This is a genomic window from Ectobacillus sp. (assembly GCF_056992975.1).
The window spans coordinates 1-16,187 of the sequence record NZ_JBXKMX010000184.1; the positions used below are offsets into that span (position 1 = coordinate 1).

15 protein-coding genes and 1 other annotated feature are annotated in these 16,187 nt (G+C 39.6%); of the genes, 13 read left to right on the forward strand and 2 right to left on the reverse strand.

Going from position 1 to position 16,187, the window contains the following annotated elements:
- The 6 genes from AC11ZT_RS08315 to AC11ZT_RS08340 form a co-directional block, all read left to right on the forward strand.
- A partial coding sequence (locus AC11ZT_RS08315) for a sporulation protein (RefSeq protein WP_484059153.1) occupies positions 1 to 723 on the forward strand: 723 nt, incomplete at its 5' end.
- Positions 724 to 811: 88 nt separating this feature from the next.
- Positions 812 to 2,254, forward strand: coding sequence for an NAD(P)H-hydrate dehydratase (locus tag AC11ZT_RS08320; RefSeq protein WP_484059154.1), 1,443 nt, complete (start codon positions 812 to 814; stop codon positions 2,252 to 2,254).
- 277 nt (positions 2,255 to 2,531) lie between these two features.
- Positions 2,532 to 2,957, forward strand: coding sequence for a MarR family winged helix-turn-helix transcriptional regulator (locus AC11ZT_RS08325; RefSeq protein ID WP_484059155.1), 426 nt, complete (start codon positions 2,532 to 2,534; stop codon positions 2,955 to 2,957).
- 145 nt (positions 2,958 to 3,102) lie between these two features.
- The gene (locus AC11ZT_RS08330; RefSeq protein WP_379968731.1) at positions 3,103 to 3,258 is read left to right on the forward strand and encodes an imidazoleglycerol-phosphate dehydratase; all 156 of its coding nucleotides are present in this window, start codon (positions 3,103 to 3,105) and stop codon (positions 3,256 to 3,258) included.
- A 282-nt stretch (positions 3,259 to 3,540) separates the two neighbouring features.
- On the forward strand, positions 3,541 to 4,287 hold the full coding sequence (fabL, locus tag AC11ZT_RS08335; RefSeq protein ID WP_484059156.1) for an enoyl-[acyl-carrier-protein] reductase FabL: 747 nt from the start codon (positions 3,541 to 3,543) through the stop codon (positions 4,285 to 4,287).
- Between the two features lie 66 nt (positions 4,288 to 4,353).
- Positions 4,354 to 5,697: a TrkH family potassium uptake protein gene (locus AC11ZT_RS08340; protein ID WP_484059157.1), complete on the forward strand. Its 1,344-nt coding sequence runs from the start codon at positions 4,354 to 4,356 to the stop codon at positions 5,695 to 5,697.
- Between the two features lie 59 nt (positions 5,698 to 5,756).
- On the opposite strand, the gene AC11ZT_RS08345 is transcribed toward AC11ZT_RS08340, so the two are convergent.
- A complete protein-coding gene (locus AC11ZT_RS08345; RefSeq protein ID WP_484059158.1) occupies positions 5,757 to 6,098 on the reverse strand; it encodes an imidazole glycerol phosphate synthase in 342 nt (113 codons plus the stop codon).
- Positions 6,099 to 6,261: 163 nt separating this feature from the next.
- On the opposite strand from AC11ZT_RS08345, the gene ytfJ reads away from it, so the two are divergent.
- Positions 6,262 to 6,708, forward strand: a complete 447-nt coding sequence (gene ytfJ, locus AC11ZT_RS08350) for a GerW family sporulation protein (RefSeq protein WP_484059159.1) — start codon at positions 6,262 to 6,264, stop codon at positions 6,706 to 6,708.
- 71 nt (positions 6,709 to 6,779) lie between these two features.
- Here the strand turns inward: ytfJ and AC11ZT_RS08355 are convergent, their stop codons facing one another.
- A complete protein-coding gene (locus AC11ZT_RS08355) occupies positions 6,780 to 7,481 on the reverse strand; it encodes a C39 family peptidase (protein WP_484059160.1) in 702 nt (233 codons plus the stop codon).
- A 1,534-nt stretch (positions 7,482 to 9,015) separates the two neighbouring features.
- Between AC11ZT_RS08355 and ilvD the strand changes: the two genes are divergently transcribed.
- From ilvD to AC11ZT_RS08385, 6 genes are all read left to right on the forward strand, one after another.
- Positions 9,016 to 10,683 (forward strand): dihydroxy-acid dehydratase, encoded by a 1,668-nt coding sequence (gene ilvD, locus AC11ZT_RS08360; protein WP_484059161.1) that lies wholly within the window; start codon positions 9,016 to 9,018, stop codon positions 10,681 to 10,683.
- Positions 10,679 to 10,905 (forward strand) — a binding site (T-box leader). (Overlaps the previous gene by 5 nt.)
- A gap of 71 nt (positions 10,906 to 10,976) precedes the next feature.
- Complete coding sequence (gene ilvB / locus AC11ZT_RS08365) at positions 10,977 to 12,668, forward strand: acetolactate synthase large subunit (RefSeq protein WP_484059162.1); 1,692 nt, start codon at positions 10,977 to 10,979, stop codon at positions 12,666 to 12,668.
- Positions 12,665 to 13,180: an acetolactate synthase small subunit gene (ilvN, locus tag AC11ZT_RS08370; protein ID WP_484059163.1), complete on the forward strand. Its 516-nt coding sequence runs from the start codon at positions 12,665 to 12,667 to the stop codon at positions 13,178 to 13,180. Before ilvB ends, ilvN begins: the two co-directional genes overlap by 4 nt.
- A gap of 19 nt (positions 13,181 to 13,199) precedes the next feature.
- Positions 13,200 to 14,207, forward strand: coding sequence for a ketol-acid reductoisomerase (ilvC, locus tag AC11ZT_RS08375; RefSeq protein WP_484059164.1), 1,008 nt, complete (start codon positions 13,200 to 13,202; stop codon positions 14,205 to 14,207).
- Between the two features lie 3 nt (positions 14,208 to 14,210).
- On the forward strand, positions 14,211 to 15,731 hold the full coding sequence (locus tag AC11ZT_RS08380; RefSeq protein ID WP_484059165.1) for a 2-isopropylmalate synthase: 1,521 nt from the start codon (positions 14,211 to 14,213) through the stop codon (positions 15,729 to 15,731).
- A gap of 10 nt (positions 15,732 to 15,741) precedes the next feature.
- Positions 15,742 to 16,187 (forward strand): isocitrate/isopropylmalate family dehydrogenase (locus tag AC11ZT_RS08385; protein ID WP_484059166.1); only part of this gene is annotated, 446 nt, incomplete at its 3' end.

Genomic DNA, 16,187 nt, shown 5'->3' on the forward strand with positions numbered 1-16,187 from the left:
TGGAAGCAAGGAGAATGGCTACAAGGTTACATACGTGTAACAGGAGGTTCAGAGCCATTTCAAGATGTGCGTGTAGAGCTAATGATGACACTTGTTACGATGCGAGGAAGAGAATATACGAGGACAGTTCTTACTATTTTTGATGAACAGCATATGAATCTTACTAGAGGTGAAAAGTCCAATTTTTTATTTTCTTATCAAATTCCTGAGACAATTGCTATTTCTAGTAACCATATCATGTATAGTTTACGTCTTCACACCTTGTCAGGGCATGAGGATCGTAAGCTAATTGATATTGTTCCGAATGAGCCGCTCCGACAAGTGATTAGTGCACTGTACAATCTTGACTTTAGGCGTGATCCTTCGTTTGGATTTTTTGATGGAAGTGTACAGTATTTTAAATTCGTTCCTACAGGCTATTTTATGCGTATGCTTCTTTCAGTTTCTTTTCTTGTAGTGCCGTATAAACATGAAATTCGGCTTTTTATGTATATTCGCAATAATAAGGGTAAAGATTTGTATCATATGTCAAAATTTTTACATTGGGAATGGGATGAAATGGAGTTACTAACGGAACGTCTTCGTAAAGAGATAACCGATATGTGCAATGAACCAGATTCTTATCTCAATAAAGTAGATTGGGTAGAGGATGGGGCAGTTGGTTCACTAGCAAAAAATCTCTTTCCTGAAGTAAAAGAGCTATCTGAATGGAAAGAAAAATAGCCTTCTTTGCCCGGACCATGTTGGCTCGGGCTTTTTGTAATGAAATACCATTTGTTTATTCCATCGCAAAAGAACAGGAGAGGTAAGAATGTATGTATATTTTGAAGAGGACATTCGCAGGAGTGATCAGCTTGCTCAAAAACACGGATTAGCTTTACAAACGCTGATGGAAAATGCAGGACGTTCCCTGTTTGAAGCTATTTCGAACGTAGTAAATCAGCATGACTCTATTTGTATTGTAGCAGGGACGGGAAATAACGGCGGGGATGGTATTGTTCTTACACGTTATTTAAAGATGCATGGTTACAGTGCCTCTTTATGTATGCCGATTGGAAAACCAAAGACAGAGTCAGCACTAGATCATTTACAGTATTATGAGGAAAGTGGCTATCAGGTGGATGAATGGTCACCGTGCAATAAATATGATGTAATCATAGATGCATTGCTTGGAGTTGGTGCTCGCTCCGGCTTGCAGGGGACATTGCAAGAAGTTGTACAGTGGGCGAATCTAGCAAATTCTCTGCGCATTGCAGTTGATATTCCAACTGGGCTTACAGCAGATTCTGGCTATGTGGACGAGGCATTTTGCGCGCATTATACATTTTGTTTACATGGTTTGAAGCCGTCGGTATTTCTGGAACCATCATCTTCTTATTACGGTTCGTGGAAAAGTGTAGATATCGGATTACCACAGACAGGGAAATGGAAGGTATGGACCGAAGAAGATGTCAATCAGAGCACATCAGTTCGCTCTCTATATTCACATAAAGGAACATATGGAACAGGCTTGTTGGTTGCGGGGAGCGATGAAATGCCAGGAAGCGCCATGCTAGCTGCGCTCGGGGCGATGCGCTCTGGTATTGGGAAGCTAACCGTTGCAACGACGAAGTTTACAACTAGCGTTTTAACACCTCGGGTGCCTGAAGCGACGTATATGACGGAAGGGTTGCAAAGGATTGCACACGGAAATTTTTCATCTTCATTCCGTGCTGCTGCTATTGGACCTGGGATTGAAGATCGCGTTCTCGTCGAACAAGCTGTTGCAACACTTCTTAATAGGGATATACCTGTAATCCTAGATGCAGGTGCGTTAAACAAAAGAGCCTATCCTCTTCGCAACCATGTAACAGTGGTAACACCTCATCCAGGTGAATTTAGTCGAATGATTGATAGGAAAGTGATAGATATACAAGCAAATCGAATTATGCTTGCATCGGAATATGCAAAAAAGCATGGAGTTATTGTTGTATTAAAGGGAGCCTACACGGTCATTGCATATCCAGATGGTTCAGGTGTAATCAATACAACAGGCAATTCTGGATTAGCGAAAGGCGGGACAGGTGATACATTGACAGGCATGCTACTAGCGTTTTTATGCACATACAAAAATCCACAGGCAGCCATTTCTAACGCAGTTTATATTCACGGTCTATGTGCAGATAAATGGGCACTAGATCGTGCTGAAGCGAGTATGCTTGCAAGCGATATAAGCAATATGCTTCCGTATGTATTAAAGCGATTTCAGCCATAATAGGGGATAAATAAAGGAAAGGGAGAAGCGTTAGTTTCTCCCTTTCCTTTATTTATGTGTTGTATTGTATTGGAACTAATAAAGAAGGAAGAGTACTATTTATGTACTCTTCCTTTGGCAGAATCGCCAATGAAAGCAACCTACTACCGTTATAGCCAAATTGAGATTGCCCCATACCTAGTATTCAAATAAAATAGAGGATAGTTCATTTAATAAATCGTATAGTTAATTTCGTTTTTAATTAACTTAATTAAATAAAAGGAGTCGTAAATTAATTATGAATGATAATCGCGAAGAGCTATCCAATGAGCTTGTAGCATCCATGTTTACCGTATTCCGTTCATTGCGTAGCGGTGTAGCGAAACAGTTTGAGGAATTTATTCCGATGAATGAGTTTTTCGTTTTACGTATTTTAGATCGAGAAAAACAAGAGAAAGTGTCACAACTAGCACATGAATTGCACGTTTCAAGCAGTCATATTACCGCCGTATCTGAAAAATTAATTGCAAGGGAATTGATAGAACGAACACGGTGTACTTCAGATCGACGCGTTGTTTTTTTAAAAATAACCGAGCAAGGTAGTATGCTTGTACGAGAAATGGAAGAACGTAAAACCAAATTTATAAAAGAAAAATTTGAGGCATTATCAGAAGAAGATATGAAGGTAACCATTGATGTGTTTCAAAAAATAATAAAGTCGTAATCCATTTGGACACTCCTTTCGAATAGGAAATTCTGATCTGTACAAGTTTGAAAAAAGCATCGCGAAGAAAAACCTTTTTCTGGTGTGACTAAAACAATGCAAATTGCAAAAGACTAAACTCACATTATAAGAAAGGGTGAGTAGAATGAGCAGTCGTAATGGCAGTGAGGGAAGTGGAAATCAAGGTTCCCCAAAAACAAACCAAAGTATTGAACATAATTCATCGGTTGGAAATGATAATAAGGGGAAAGAATATCGGTCGCGGCAGGGAAGTCAGTCCAAGGAAAAACATAGACAATAAAAAATTTTTATCTGAAAAGTAGACCTTTGCAGCTTAGATTGCGACGGTCTATTTTATTTCAAGAAAAAATCTCCTTGCTAGCAAAACAAGGAGCGGGAAAGGGGACTATCTATGTCAAAGGAATAAGTTGCACAGTGCAACTTCCTTACTTGTTACGTTACAGTCGTTGTGTGAAATCATTGTGAACTTTATGTGTTAGAGAGTTGAAATTTTGTATCATTGACCGAATGACATAAGAACGGTACAATTTTTTACAGATTCATATTTGAGGAGGAAATACATATGGCAGAAAAGGTAGCATTAATTACAGGAGGAACGAGAGGAATCGGAAAGGCAATCGCAAAACGATTTGCAATGGAAGGATATAATGTAGTTCTCAATTACATGCGTAAAAAGAGTGATGCAGAAATAGCAAAAGAAGAAATTGAAACTGAATTTGGAGTAAATGTGTTGCTTGTAAAGGCAAATGTTAAAGAAGTAAGTCAAATTAATATGCTGTTTGAAGAAGTTAAGAACAATTTTGGTCGTCTTGATGTATTTGTAAACAATGCAGCATCCGGTGTGCTACGTCCACTTATGGAAGTAGAAGAGAGTCACTGGGATTGGACGCAAGATATTAATGCGAAAGCTTATTTATTTGCAGCACAACAAGCTGCTAAGCTAATGGAAAATGGCGGTTCCATCATTGCAATGTCAAGTCTTGGTTCTATTCGCGCACTTCCGAATTATGTTACAGTAGGCGTTTCAAAAGCAGCGGTAGAAGCGTTAACACGGTATTTGGCAGTTGAACTTGCACCAAAAGGAATTGCAGTAAATGCGGTATCTGGCGGGGCTGTAGATACGGACGCGTTAACTCATTTTCCAAACCGAGAAGAACTATTGCAGTCAGCGGCATCCCGAAATCCAGCTGGCAGACTTGTTGAGCCAAAGGATCTAGCAGAAATGGTATATTTCTTAAGTACACCTGCTGCTAGTATGGTCCGTGGACAGACGATTATAGTAGATGGTGGATTGTCTTTACTTGCATAAATAGATACCAATTCATTCATTTCACAAGATAAAAAGAAAAATTGTAAATGTTAAGGGGTTCCATTCATGGGGAAGAGAAAGAAATCTACGTATAATGATCGTTTTATTCAATTAAATCCACCGCAAATATTAGCTTCTGGGTTTATTTTTCTAATTATGCTTGGAGGATTATTATTAAAATTACCTATTTCAACTGTTCGCCCGATTCGATGGGTAGATGCGTTTTTTACAGCAACCTCTGCTGCTACTGTAACCGGACTGAACGCTGTTGACACGAGTACAACGTTTACCATCTTCGGACAAGTTGTCATTATGCTTCTCATTCAAACGGGAGGACTTGGATTTATGACACTTGCCATAGTAATAGTAATGATTTTAGGGAAACGAATTGGTCTACGGCAGCGTCTTCTCATTAGTGAAGCATTGAATCAAACGAATATTGGTGGATTAATTATGCTTGTTAAGCGTGTACTTATCTTCTCTCTTAGTATTGAAGCGATTGGGGTATTCTTTCTATCCCTTCGGTTTGTACCTCAATATGGGCTCGGGAAAGGACTATATTACAGTCTATTTCATGTCATCGCTGCTTATAATAACTCTGGCTTTGCTTTGTGGCCGGATAATTTGACGAGATATGTAAGTGATCCTATTGTGAATCTTGTTATATGTGGATTGATTACAATGGGAGGACTCGGATTTACTGTTTTAATTGATCTTTGGTATAGTCGAAAGTTTGAAAAGCTTACGCTTCATTCGAAAATTATGATTATCGGTACAATTCTGTTAAATGTGATAGCCATTACAGCTATTTTTCTTTTGGAATATAATAATCCGAAGACGTTAGGAATGTTGGATTGGAACGGGAAATTTTGGGCTGCCTTCTTCCAAAGTATTACGCCGCGAACTGCTGGTTTCAACACAATTGATTATGGAAGTATGCGAGAGCCAACTATTCTTATTACGATGATTCTTATGTTTATTGGTGCCGGTAGTGTATCAACGGGTGGAGGGATTAAGCTAACAACCTTTGTCATCTTATTAACATCTTTTATTTCATTCTTTAAAAAAAAGCAAGATCTTGTTATTTTTCGTCGCACGATTAAAACAAATATTGTGACTCGTGCACTAGCAGTTGCAGTTGCAAGCCAGATATTAATTTTTTCGGTTGTTTTTCTTCTTATGTTAACGGAGCATTTTAGTTTTATACAGTTGTTATTTGAAACGATATCAGCATTTGGCACCGTTGGACTTTCGATGGGTATAACCCCTTATCTTTCTAGTGTCGGTAAATGCTTGCTTATGTTTGTTATGTATTGTGGTCTTGTTGGACCATTGACACTTGTTTTTTCGCTGGCACGACCTGATAAGCAGCGTATTCGATATCCATCTGAAGATGTGTTTACAGGATGATTTTAAACGAACAAAAAACCAGGAAAAATTCCTGGTTTTTTTTCGTTTAAAACATATCTCTATCTCAGCAACGATAGGATAGCACTAATTACTGCAACGCGAAACACGATTGCAAGCACAGCAGCAATTCCACCAATAATAATCGCAAGTCTTCCTGTTGTTTTAGCATCTCGGCTCATGGCGAAAAAGCCGAGAATTACAGCGATAATCCCAAACATAGCTGGATAGGTAAAGAAGGACAATACTGCAAGCGCTAACGCGGTGTAGCCAATCACCGCTCCACTCGTAGTAGGTTCTACTTCTTTTCGCTCAGGATTTAAATGAACTGGAGAAACTTCAGCGGCATATTCTGTATCTTCTGAATCGCGAAATAGGTCATGATCGTGTTCTTTATCTGCCATAATAATCCCCCTCTTATCTATTGGCTCCTATGAAAGAAGCTATAACTAGTATGACCTACATGTCTTATTTTCATTTCAAAAACTATCTGAAAAAAATTGGTATGATTGTACTTCTATTGGAAACGATAGGGAGGAAGTGATGATACGAAGGAGGCTTAGATTGATGCAGCATCCAATTGAAGATCTCATGAAAACGACGATGCACAATTTGAAAGCTATGGTAGATGTAAATACAATTCTCGGGAAGCCTGTATCGACCCAGGAAGGAAGTATAATTTTAACTGTCTCAAAGGTATCCTTTGGGTTTGGGGCAGGAGGAAGTGATTTTCAAGGTGAAGGATCATTAAGTTTGAAACGGCCAAGAAATAAATTTCATCCGAATGTTGAAAAGACGCTGGATAATGAAACGGAGTATCCGTTTGGCGGAGGAAGTGGAGCGGGCGTGTCCATAAATCCTGTAGCTTTTCTAGTGGTAGGTGAAAAAGGGGTTCAAGTGATGCATTTACAAAGCAGTACACATTTACTTGAAAAAGTTATGGAAACAGCACCAAAGACGATTCAATCTATACAAAAAGTAAGGGATGCGAATTCTACTTCAAAGGATGGGTAAAGTAAAATAACGCTAATTAGGAAAGGAGACACAATTATATGTGCCTCCGTTTCTTTATGTGATAATCTCGTTTATACTGATGTAACCTTTTGTCTTTTTTCCTTTTTTGCATTGTTCGATAAAATATTCTTATAACTAATGGCTTGTCTTCCCATTTGAATCCATGCTTTTTCGAAATCTCTGCGGTTTACTTTACGGTTTGGCGTAGGATGAAGAGGGTCTTGTATGTAAACATAAAAGGAATTGTAGCCAACAAGCAATACGCTATGCTGGGCAAATGTAATTCGCATCGGTCCTTCACTTGTATACCAAGTTTCAAAACGGTCTTCCGGTAATAAGGCATATGTATCATTGATGATGGTCCAGACGGGTGACCCGTTATCAATCATAGCATACATATCCTCAGGTGACCCTCCTGTTAAATTAACAAGCTGATTTGGTAAATACGTAAGTCCTAGCTTAAATATAGGACCTGCAAACACACCAAGACCGGGGCGGCTGAAAGAAAACATATCACCAACAAATCCGTCCTCCATACTGCCATGAAGACCCTTTTGTTCAAATGGAATTTTATCAATTTTTGCTGCTAGCTCCATTTTGTCAACGTCTATCTCTGCATATGAAAGCAACATAGCTAAGCTAGTTACTTCACAACCCCTTGGAAGTTCGGGGTTTTGTGAAATATGTGAAGTCATAATAAGTGTTGGTTTGTTCATCGTATAAAATTTTTTTGCACCAAGATAGGAGAGAGCTGAAAAAAACGGTAAAGACAAAATTATTTTCCATTTATGTTGTTTTACCAAGCTTAACACAATTTTACACGCCCCTTTTCTTCTTTTTTTTTTGAATATGGGTATGATACAGATGAAACAAGGAACTTCACTACTATAGTATATACATTTTATTGCAAATTCTGTTGTTTTCTGTCAATAATAACGTGGAAACATAAAAATATGAATGTCACAAAAATGTAACATGTATAGTAGTACATGTTTCTAGAAGATTTTAGGTAAAACAACTACAATGGAAGTGAAAAGGGAACAGGAGGAAGGAAAATGATTAACGTAAAGAAATTTACCATAGGCATATTTCTGTTAACCGGTGCCTTCGTCATATATGTATGGAAGGAAATGGAGAGCATTGTAAAAAATAAAAAACAATATGTTTAAGTGGAATACATTGTTTTTTTGCTTTTTATGTTATATAATGAAATTTGTGTCTCAGTTATACTTGGAAGAACGCTGGCACTATTGATTCTGATACTCGTTATGCTCTATGTATTACACAATGAAATTGCTGGGAAAGATCGGGACAGGAACGCCAACAACTTTCTCAACCTTCATGCTAGTTGTGTTCGTAAGCTAAGTAAATGAAGCCAGCGCAGCAGGAGCGGTCATTGGAGCCGCAGGGATAAAAGAGAGGTAGGGCTTTTATCAGAAAAGTAGAATTAGCATGTTACAAACCCTCTCATTCAAATGCAAAAAGGTCTCTTTTTCAGTAAAGAGACCTTTTTTTACATGTTTAAGTGGTGAGGTTCAAGCATTGTATACGCCCTGTAAGCATGGAACTAACGAAACGAACATCTTCAGTATCTGATGTAGTTGCTTCTTTAATTCTATATAACGGAAGTGATTAATGGTTCTGAATGTTCTGGTTTTTTAATGCGATGTTCTTCACAGTTTCCAATCCTACGCAATCCTTTCGAATGTAGAAAATAAAAGAATCCAAATCTTCTCTTGAAAGCTTTTTGAATATAGAAACAGTTTTAGGTAAAAATGTAAATGCATTACGATCGAAATGTCCATTCTTAAATATGGAAAGGACAAAATACGACAATAATAGGAATTGACAATTTATATTCGTAATAAATATGAGAATGTCCTTCTGAGGAGATAATGAAATTTGTCGAAAAAAATTTTATTTAAAATGTAAGCGTTAACAATACTGATATTACAATAAATTCAGTTAATTCGTTAGATATAATATTTAAAATATTAAAAAAATTGTTTTGATTAATTCATAAAGGAAGCGTAAACTAAGAAAAAATAAAAATAAATACACGACACATTGGGGATTTAAAATGAACGAACAATTCAATTACTTAAATGGAGATTTCGTTCAGGAGAATGAAGCAAAGGTTACTTTTTATAATAACGGATATTTATACTGCGATGGTTGCTGGTATATGTTCAGTCATACGTGTATATAGAGCAGTAATGTCTACAACATGTAGATCCGTTTGCATAAATTAGCTATATCAATTCTCATAGAGATTCCTAATGCGATAGAAGAATGGAGGAGATCGCGTTGCGAAGCAATATGATAAAAGACGGAATTGATCGCGCTCCCCATCGCAGTTTGCTTCATGCAGCTGGGGTTAAGGAGGAAGACTTTAACAAGCCTTTCATTGCGATTTGTAATTCTTATATAGACATAGTACCTGGGCACATCCATCTGCGTGAGTTAGCAGATGTAGCAAAGGCTGCCATCCGAGCAGCGGGCGGTGTACCGTTTGAGTTTAATACAATTGGTGTTGATGATGGTATTGCAATGGGACACGTTGGAATGCGATATTCACTTCCAAGCCGTGAAATTATTGCAGACGCAGCTGAAACGGTCATTCAAGCGCATTGGTTTGATGGAGTATTTTACATACCAAACTGCGACAAAATTACACCAGGCATGCTTATGGCAGCTGTTCGTACGAATGTGCCTGCTGTGTTCGTATCTGGTGGACCGATGGAAGCTGGAGTATCGAAAAATGGTAAACAGCTATCACTCGCTTCCGTTTTCGAAGGAGTGGGAGCTCTCAAATCAGGGAAAATAAGTTTAGAAGACCTTGTAGAAATGGAACAAGCGGCTTGCCCGACTTGCGGATCCTGTTCGGGAATGTTTACAGCAAACTCCATGAATACTATTATGGAAATGCTCGGTGTTGCCCTTCCAGGCAATGGAACCATATTAGCTACTAGCAAGGAAAGACATGAACTGATATATAAAGCTGCATCTCATTTGATGGAATTAATCCAAAATGATGTAAAACCGCGTGACATTATTACAAAAGAAGCAATTGATGATGCATTTGCACTTGATATGGCGATGGGCGGTTCAACAAATACAGTTCTTCACATGCTTGCCATTGCTAACGAAGCAGGAATTGAATACGATTTAAGCCGCATCAACGAAGTAGCAAATCGTGTTCCGTATCTTGCGAAAATTAGTCCGGCATCTTTGTATTCTATGCATGATGTTCATAATGCTGGGGGTGTTTCTTCCATCATCAAAGAACTTTCTTCGATACCAGGAGCCATACATGCAGATCGCATAACGATTACAGGTAAAACATTATTAGAAAATGTCCAAGATGCAGAAATTACAAATGATGAAGTAATCCATCGGAAAGAAAATCCTTACAAAAAGACCGGCGGATTATCAATATTATTTGGAAACCTTGCTCCTGATGGTGGTGTTATTAAAGTAGGCGGTGTAGATCCTTCAATTGAAACGTTTACTGGGAAAGCTATTTGCTTTAACTCACATGATGAAGCGGTTGAAGCAATAGATAAAGGTCTTGTTAAAGAAGGACACATTGTTGTTATTCGCTTTGAAGGACCAAAAGGCGGACCTGGGATGCCAGAAATGCTTGCACCAACGTCTTCTATTGTTGGTAGAGGGCTTGGCAAGAAGGTAGCGCTTATCACCGATGGACGTTTCTCAGGTGCAACAAGAGGAATTGCAATTGGTCACATTTCTCCGGAAGCAGCTGAAGGTGGACCAATCGCTTATGTGAAAGATGGCGATACGATTACAATTGCATTAAAGGATCGTACGTTACATTGGGATATTTCAGATGAAGAATTTGAAGAACGTAAGCAAAATATAGAATTACCTGAACCAAAAATAAAACGTGGCTATTTAGCACGTTATGCGAAACTCGTTACTTCTGCAAACACAGGTGGAATTTTAAAAGTGTAAAGCGATGACGGGGAGGAGTAGTTGTTCTTGAAGCCTCACAGAGAGTCGGTGGTTGGTGGAAACCGATGGTTCAAGACAGCGAACATCGCCCCTGAGTGTTGGGCTAAATTGGTAGGCTCAAACGCTAGCCGCGTTATAGGCTTGGCTCCATAGGAGTCTCTGAGGCAAGAAGGTAAACTTCTTGTAAAGAAGGGTGGTACCGCGAAATCATTCGCCCCTTTAGTCACAGCGTTGTTGTGACTTTAGGCGAATGGTTTTTTTGTATATAAATATGAATTGGGGGTTTGACGAACATGTCTTCGCAAACGAAGGAACGAACAGGTGCAGAGCTTCTCATTAATTCGTTGGTACAAGAAGGTGTAGAACTTATTTTCGGTTACCCGGGCGGGGCAGTTTTACCTTTGTATGACGCCTTGTATGATTGCGATATTCCACACATTTTAACGAGACATGAACAAGGAGCTATACATGCAGCTGAAGGATACGCAAGAGTAACAGGAAAACCTGGTGTTGTTATTGCAACTAGTGGACCTGGAGCGACTAATCTCATTACAGGCTTGGCTGATGCAATGATTGATTCTCTTCCGCTAGTTGTATTTACCGGACAGGTATCGAGCAAGGTAATTGGAACGGATGCATTCCAAGAGGCAGATGTCATTGGAATAACAATGCCAGTAACCAAACATAATTATCAAGTTCGTAAAGTATCTGATTTTCCAAGAATTATAAAAGAAGCCTTCCATATTGCATCTACAGGACGAAAAGGTCCGGTTGTTATTGATTTACCGAAAAATATGGTAATAGATAAGGGTACTGCAAATGCCCAGGTAGAAATGGATTTGCCTGGATATCAACCAAATTATGAGCCGAATCGTCAGCAAATCGCAAAGCTTCTATCAGCGATTGAAAAGTCGAAAAAGCCTGTTATTCTTGCAGGCGCTGGAGTTCTTCATGCACAAGCTTCTGAAGAACTTACGAAATTTGCAAGATTATATCGCATACCGGTTGTGCATACTTTACTTGGTTTAGGCGCATTCTCGCCGCAAGATCCGTTATTCTTAGGAATGGGCGGAATGCATGGTACGTATGCAGCCAATATGGCTTTGTACGATTGTGATCTTCTCATTAATATTGGAGCAAGATTTGATGATCGATTAACGGGAAACCTAGCCTTTTTCGCACAAAATGCAGTTGTTGCTCACATTGATATTGATCCAGCTGAAATTAGCAAAAATGTACCGACGGAAATTCCGATTGTGGCTTCTGCAAAGCGTGCGTTGCAAGCTCTTTTGGAAAAAGAAGTCGTAAAAACGGATCATGAAGAATGGCTCAATGAAGTAAAAGTTCGTAAAGAAAAGTATCCATTGCAATATAAAAAAGGCGGCGACGTAATAAAGCCGCAAGCTGCAATTGAGCTTTTATACGAAGTGACAAAAGGGAATGCAATAATAGCAACAGATGTAGGTCAGCATCAAATGTGGGCAGCACAATATTATCCGCTTAAAGATCCGGACAAATGGGTAACATCCGGAGGACTAGGTACGATGGGATTTGGCTTACCAGCTGCGATTGGTGCACAATTTGCAAAACCAAATGAGTTAGTCGTTGCGGTAGTTGGCGATGCTGGCTTTCAAATGACGTTGCAAGAACTAAGTGTATTAAAGCAGCATCAGTTGCCAATTAAAGTGTTTATTTTAAACAACGAGGCACTTGGTATGGTTCGCCAATGGCAAGAATCATTCTACAATGAACGTTATTCACATTCATTGCTTTCCTGTCAACCCGACTTTGTTGCATTAGCAGGGGCTTATGGAATTAAGGGAGTTAGAATCACTGATCCTGCTACTGCAAAGCAACAATTGGAAGAGGCTATTGCTATTGACGGACCTGTTGTAATTGACTGCCGTGTATTACAATCTGAAATCGTAATGCCAATGATTGCACCTGGTAAAGGCATTCATCAGATGGAAGGGGTGGAAGGATGAAACGCATTGTTACAGCAACCGTACGAAATCAAAGTGGTGTTTTGAACAGGATTACGGGTGTTATGTCTAGAAGACAATATAACATTGAAAGTATTTCAGTCGGCCATACCGAGGTATCTACGATTTCACGTATGACATTTGTTGTTCATGTAGAAAATCTACAGGAAGTGGAGCAGCTCATCAAAAATCTCCATAAACAAATTGATGTTATTAAGGTGTCTGATATTACAGATGAAGCGATGATTGCTCGTGAGCTCGCACTAATTAAAGTGTCGACTACACAGGCAAATCGCACTGAGATTTATAGCTTAATTGAACCTTTTCGTGCATCAGTTATCGACGTAGGCAAAGATTCTGTTGTCGTACAAGTAACTGGAGCGTCGGATAAGGTAGAAGCTTTAATTGAATTGCTCCGTCCGCATGGGCTCAAAGAAATTGCCCGTACCGGCGTTACCGCATTTACACGCAGTATGAAGAAGCAAGAAAAACAACAAACACTTATTATCCATTAAAAATTAGGGGGAAAAGAAAATGACAAAAGTATATTACAAGGATTCCATTACAAACAACGTATTAGAAGGAAAGAAAATTGCGATTATCGGCTACGGTTCTCAAGGTCATGCACATGCACAAAATTTACGCGATAACGGGTTTGATGTAGTAATTGGAGTACGCGCTGGAAAATCATTTGATAAAGCCAAAGAAGATGGATTTTCTGTAAAAACAGTTGCAGAAGCTACTAAAGAAGCAGATGTTGTTATGATCCTTCTTCCAGACGAACGTCAACCAGAAGTATACGAAGCAGAAATTGCTCCTAATTTAGAAGCTGGAAATTCTCTTGTATTTGCACACGGATTTAACATTCACTTTAAACAAATCACACCTCCAACGGATGTAGATGTATTCCTAGTAGCTCCTAAAGGTCCAGGACATCTTGTACGTCGTACATTTGTAGAAGGCGGAGCTGTTCCAGCATTGTTTGCTGTATACCAAGATGCTACAGGTACTGCTACTGACAAAGCATTGTCATATGCAGATGGCATCGGTGCAACTCGTGCTGGGGTTCTTCAAACAACATTCCAAGAAGAAACAGAAACAGATCTATTCGGCGAACAAGCCGTACTTTGCGGCGGGGTTACTGCTCTTGTAAAAGCTGGCTTTGAAACGCTTGTGGAAGCAGGATACCAACCAGAACTTGCTTACTTTGAAACATTCCATGAACTTAAACTAATCGTTGACTTGATGTATGAAGGCGGTATTGCTAACATGCACTACTCCATTTCTGACACAGCACAATGGGGTGATTACGTTTCTGGACCACGCGTCGTAACAGCTGAATCTAAGAAAGCGATGAAGGATGTATTAACTGATATTCAAGATGGTACGTTTGCACATGGCTGGATCAATGAACATAAATCAGGTCGTCCAAACTTTAATAAATTTGTGGAAGATGAAAAGAATCATCAACTTGAAACAGTTGGAAGTAAGCTTCGCGAAATGATGCCGTTTGTAAAACCACGTACTAAAGTGGAGGCATAATCAATGAGACAAATTCAATTCATGGATACGACGCTTCGAGACGGGGAACAATCAGCCGGCGTAAACTTGAATCCGCAAGAAAAATTGCAAATCGCACGTCAGTTAGAAAAATTAGGAATCAACGTCATGGAAGCCGGCTTTGCAGCCGCTTCCGACGGTGATTTTAAATCTGTACGTGATATTGCAAAGCTTGTAAAAAATGCATCTGTTATGAGTCTTGCTCGTGCAAAAGAAAGCGATATCAAGACTGCCTTTGATGCGTTGAAGGATGCGGCGCAACCTCGCTTGCACGTGTTTATCGCTACAAGTGATATTCATATGAAATATAAGCTTCGTATGACGAGAGAGCAGGTACTGGATTCAATTAAACAATCGGTGGTATTAGCAAAATCTTTGTTTCCTGTTGTACAATTTTCAGCTGAGGATGCAACGAGAACGGATTACGCTTTTCTTGCAGAAGCATCCGAGTTGGCTATTCGCTGCGGAGCGAGTGTCATTAACATTCCTGATACCGTTGGATACACGAATCCGCAGGAATACTATGCTTTGTTTCAATACTTAAAACAACATGTTCCGTCTTTTGAACAAGCAATTTTCTCTTGCCACTGTCATGACGATTTAGGGATGGCAACAGCAAATTCACTAGCGGCAATTGAAAGCGGAATTGGCCAAGTAGAAGGAACAATTAACGGAATAGGGGAACGTGCAGGAAATGCAGCTTTGGAAGAAGTTGCTGTTGCCCTTCACATTCGTAAAGATCACTACCAAGCTGCAAGCTCTTTGCAGTTGAAGGAAATTAAAGCGACCAGCTCACTTGTCAGTCGATTAACAGGAATGATTATTCCGAAAAACAAGGCTGTTGTCGGAGCAAATGCATTTGCACATGAGTCTGGAATTCATCAAGATGGCGTGTTAAAGGAAGCCTCTACTTATGAAATTATTTCACCTGAGCTTGTTGGGGAAGAACAAAATAAACTTGTGTTAGGAAAGCACTCTGGACGTCATGCCTTTACAGATCGAATGATTGAGCTTGGCTATGAACTGACAGATGAAGAGCGCGACCGAGCATTCAAAGCTTTTAAACAACTTGCCGATCGTAAAAAAGAAGTGACAGAAGCAGATTTACATGCCCTTGTTTTAGGGGAAAAAGCGCTTCTTGATCAACCATACGAAGTCAAAGATTTACATGTGCATTTTAATTCGAATGGTACGCAATCAGCCACTGTCGTTCTCGTAGATGAACAAGGTAACACAGTAGAGGATGCAGCAACCGGTGCAGGTAGTATTGAGGCTATCTATCATGCAATAGACCGAATTATAGGAAGAGAATTTAATCTAGTAGACTATCGTATACAATCAATTACGCAAGGACAGGATGCGTTAGCACATGTAAATGTCGAACTAAGCGATGGTGTGAAAACTTTATCTGGGTTCGGTGTTGCGTTTGATGTTCTGGAAGCTTCCGCAAGAGCCTATGTACATGCGGCAGGTAAGCTTATCCGATTGTCAGCAGTAAAACGGTGAGGTGATACGAATGGAGAAGAGAATTGTTTGTTTAGCAGGTGATGGCATCGGTCCAGAAGTAATGGACAGTGCAAAAAAAGTATTGCAGGTAATCGAGCGGCTGTATGGACATCATTTTGAATTGCAGGATGAAGCGTTTGGGGGAGCTGCGATTGACGAATATGGGCAACCGCTTCCGGCCCGAACTCTTACAGCATGCCTAACAAGTGATGCTATATTACTTGCAGCTGTTGGTGGTCCAAAGTGGGATCATGTAGCAGAACGTCCTGAAAAAGGATTACTTGCTCTTCGCAAAGGGCTTGGTGTATTTGCCAATGTGCGGCCAGTAGAGGTGGAAAACTCTCTTGCCTACTTATCTCCGCTTAAGGAAGATCGTGCGAAAGATGTACAATTTGTAGTTGTTCGCGAACTAACAGGCGGTTTGTATTTCGCTCTTCCGAAGGAACGCGATGCCGA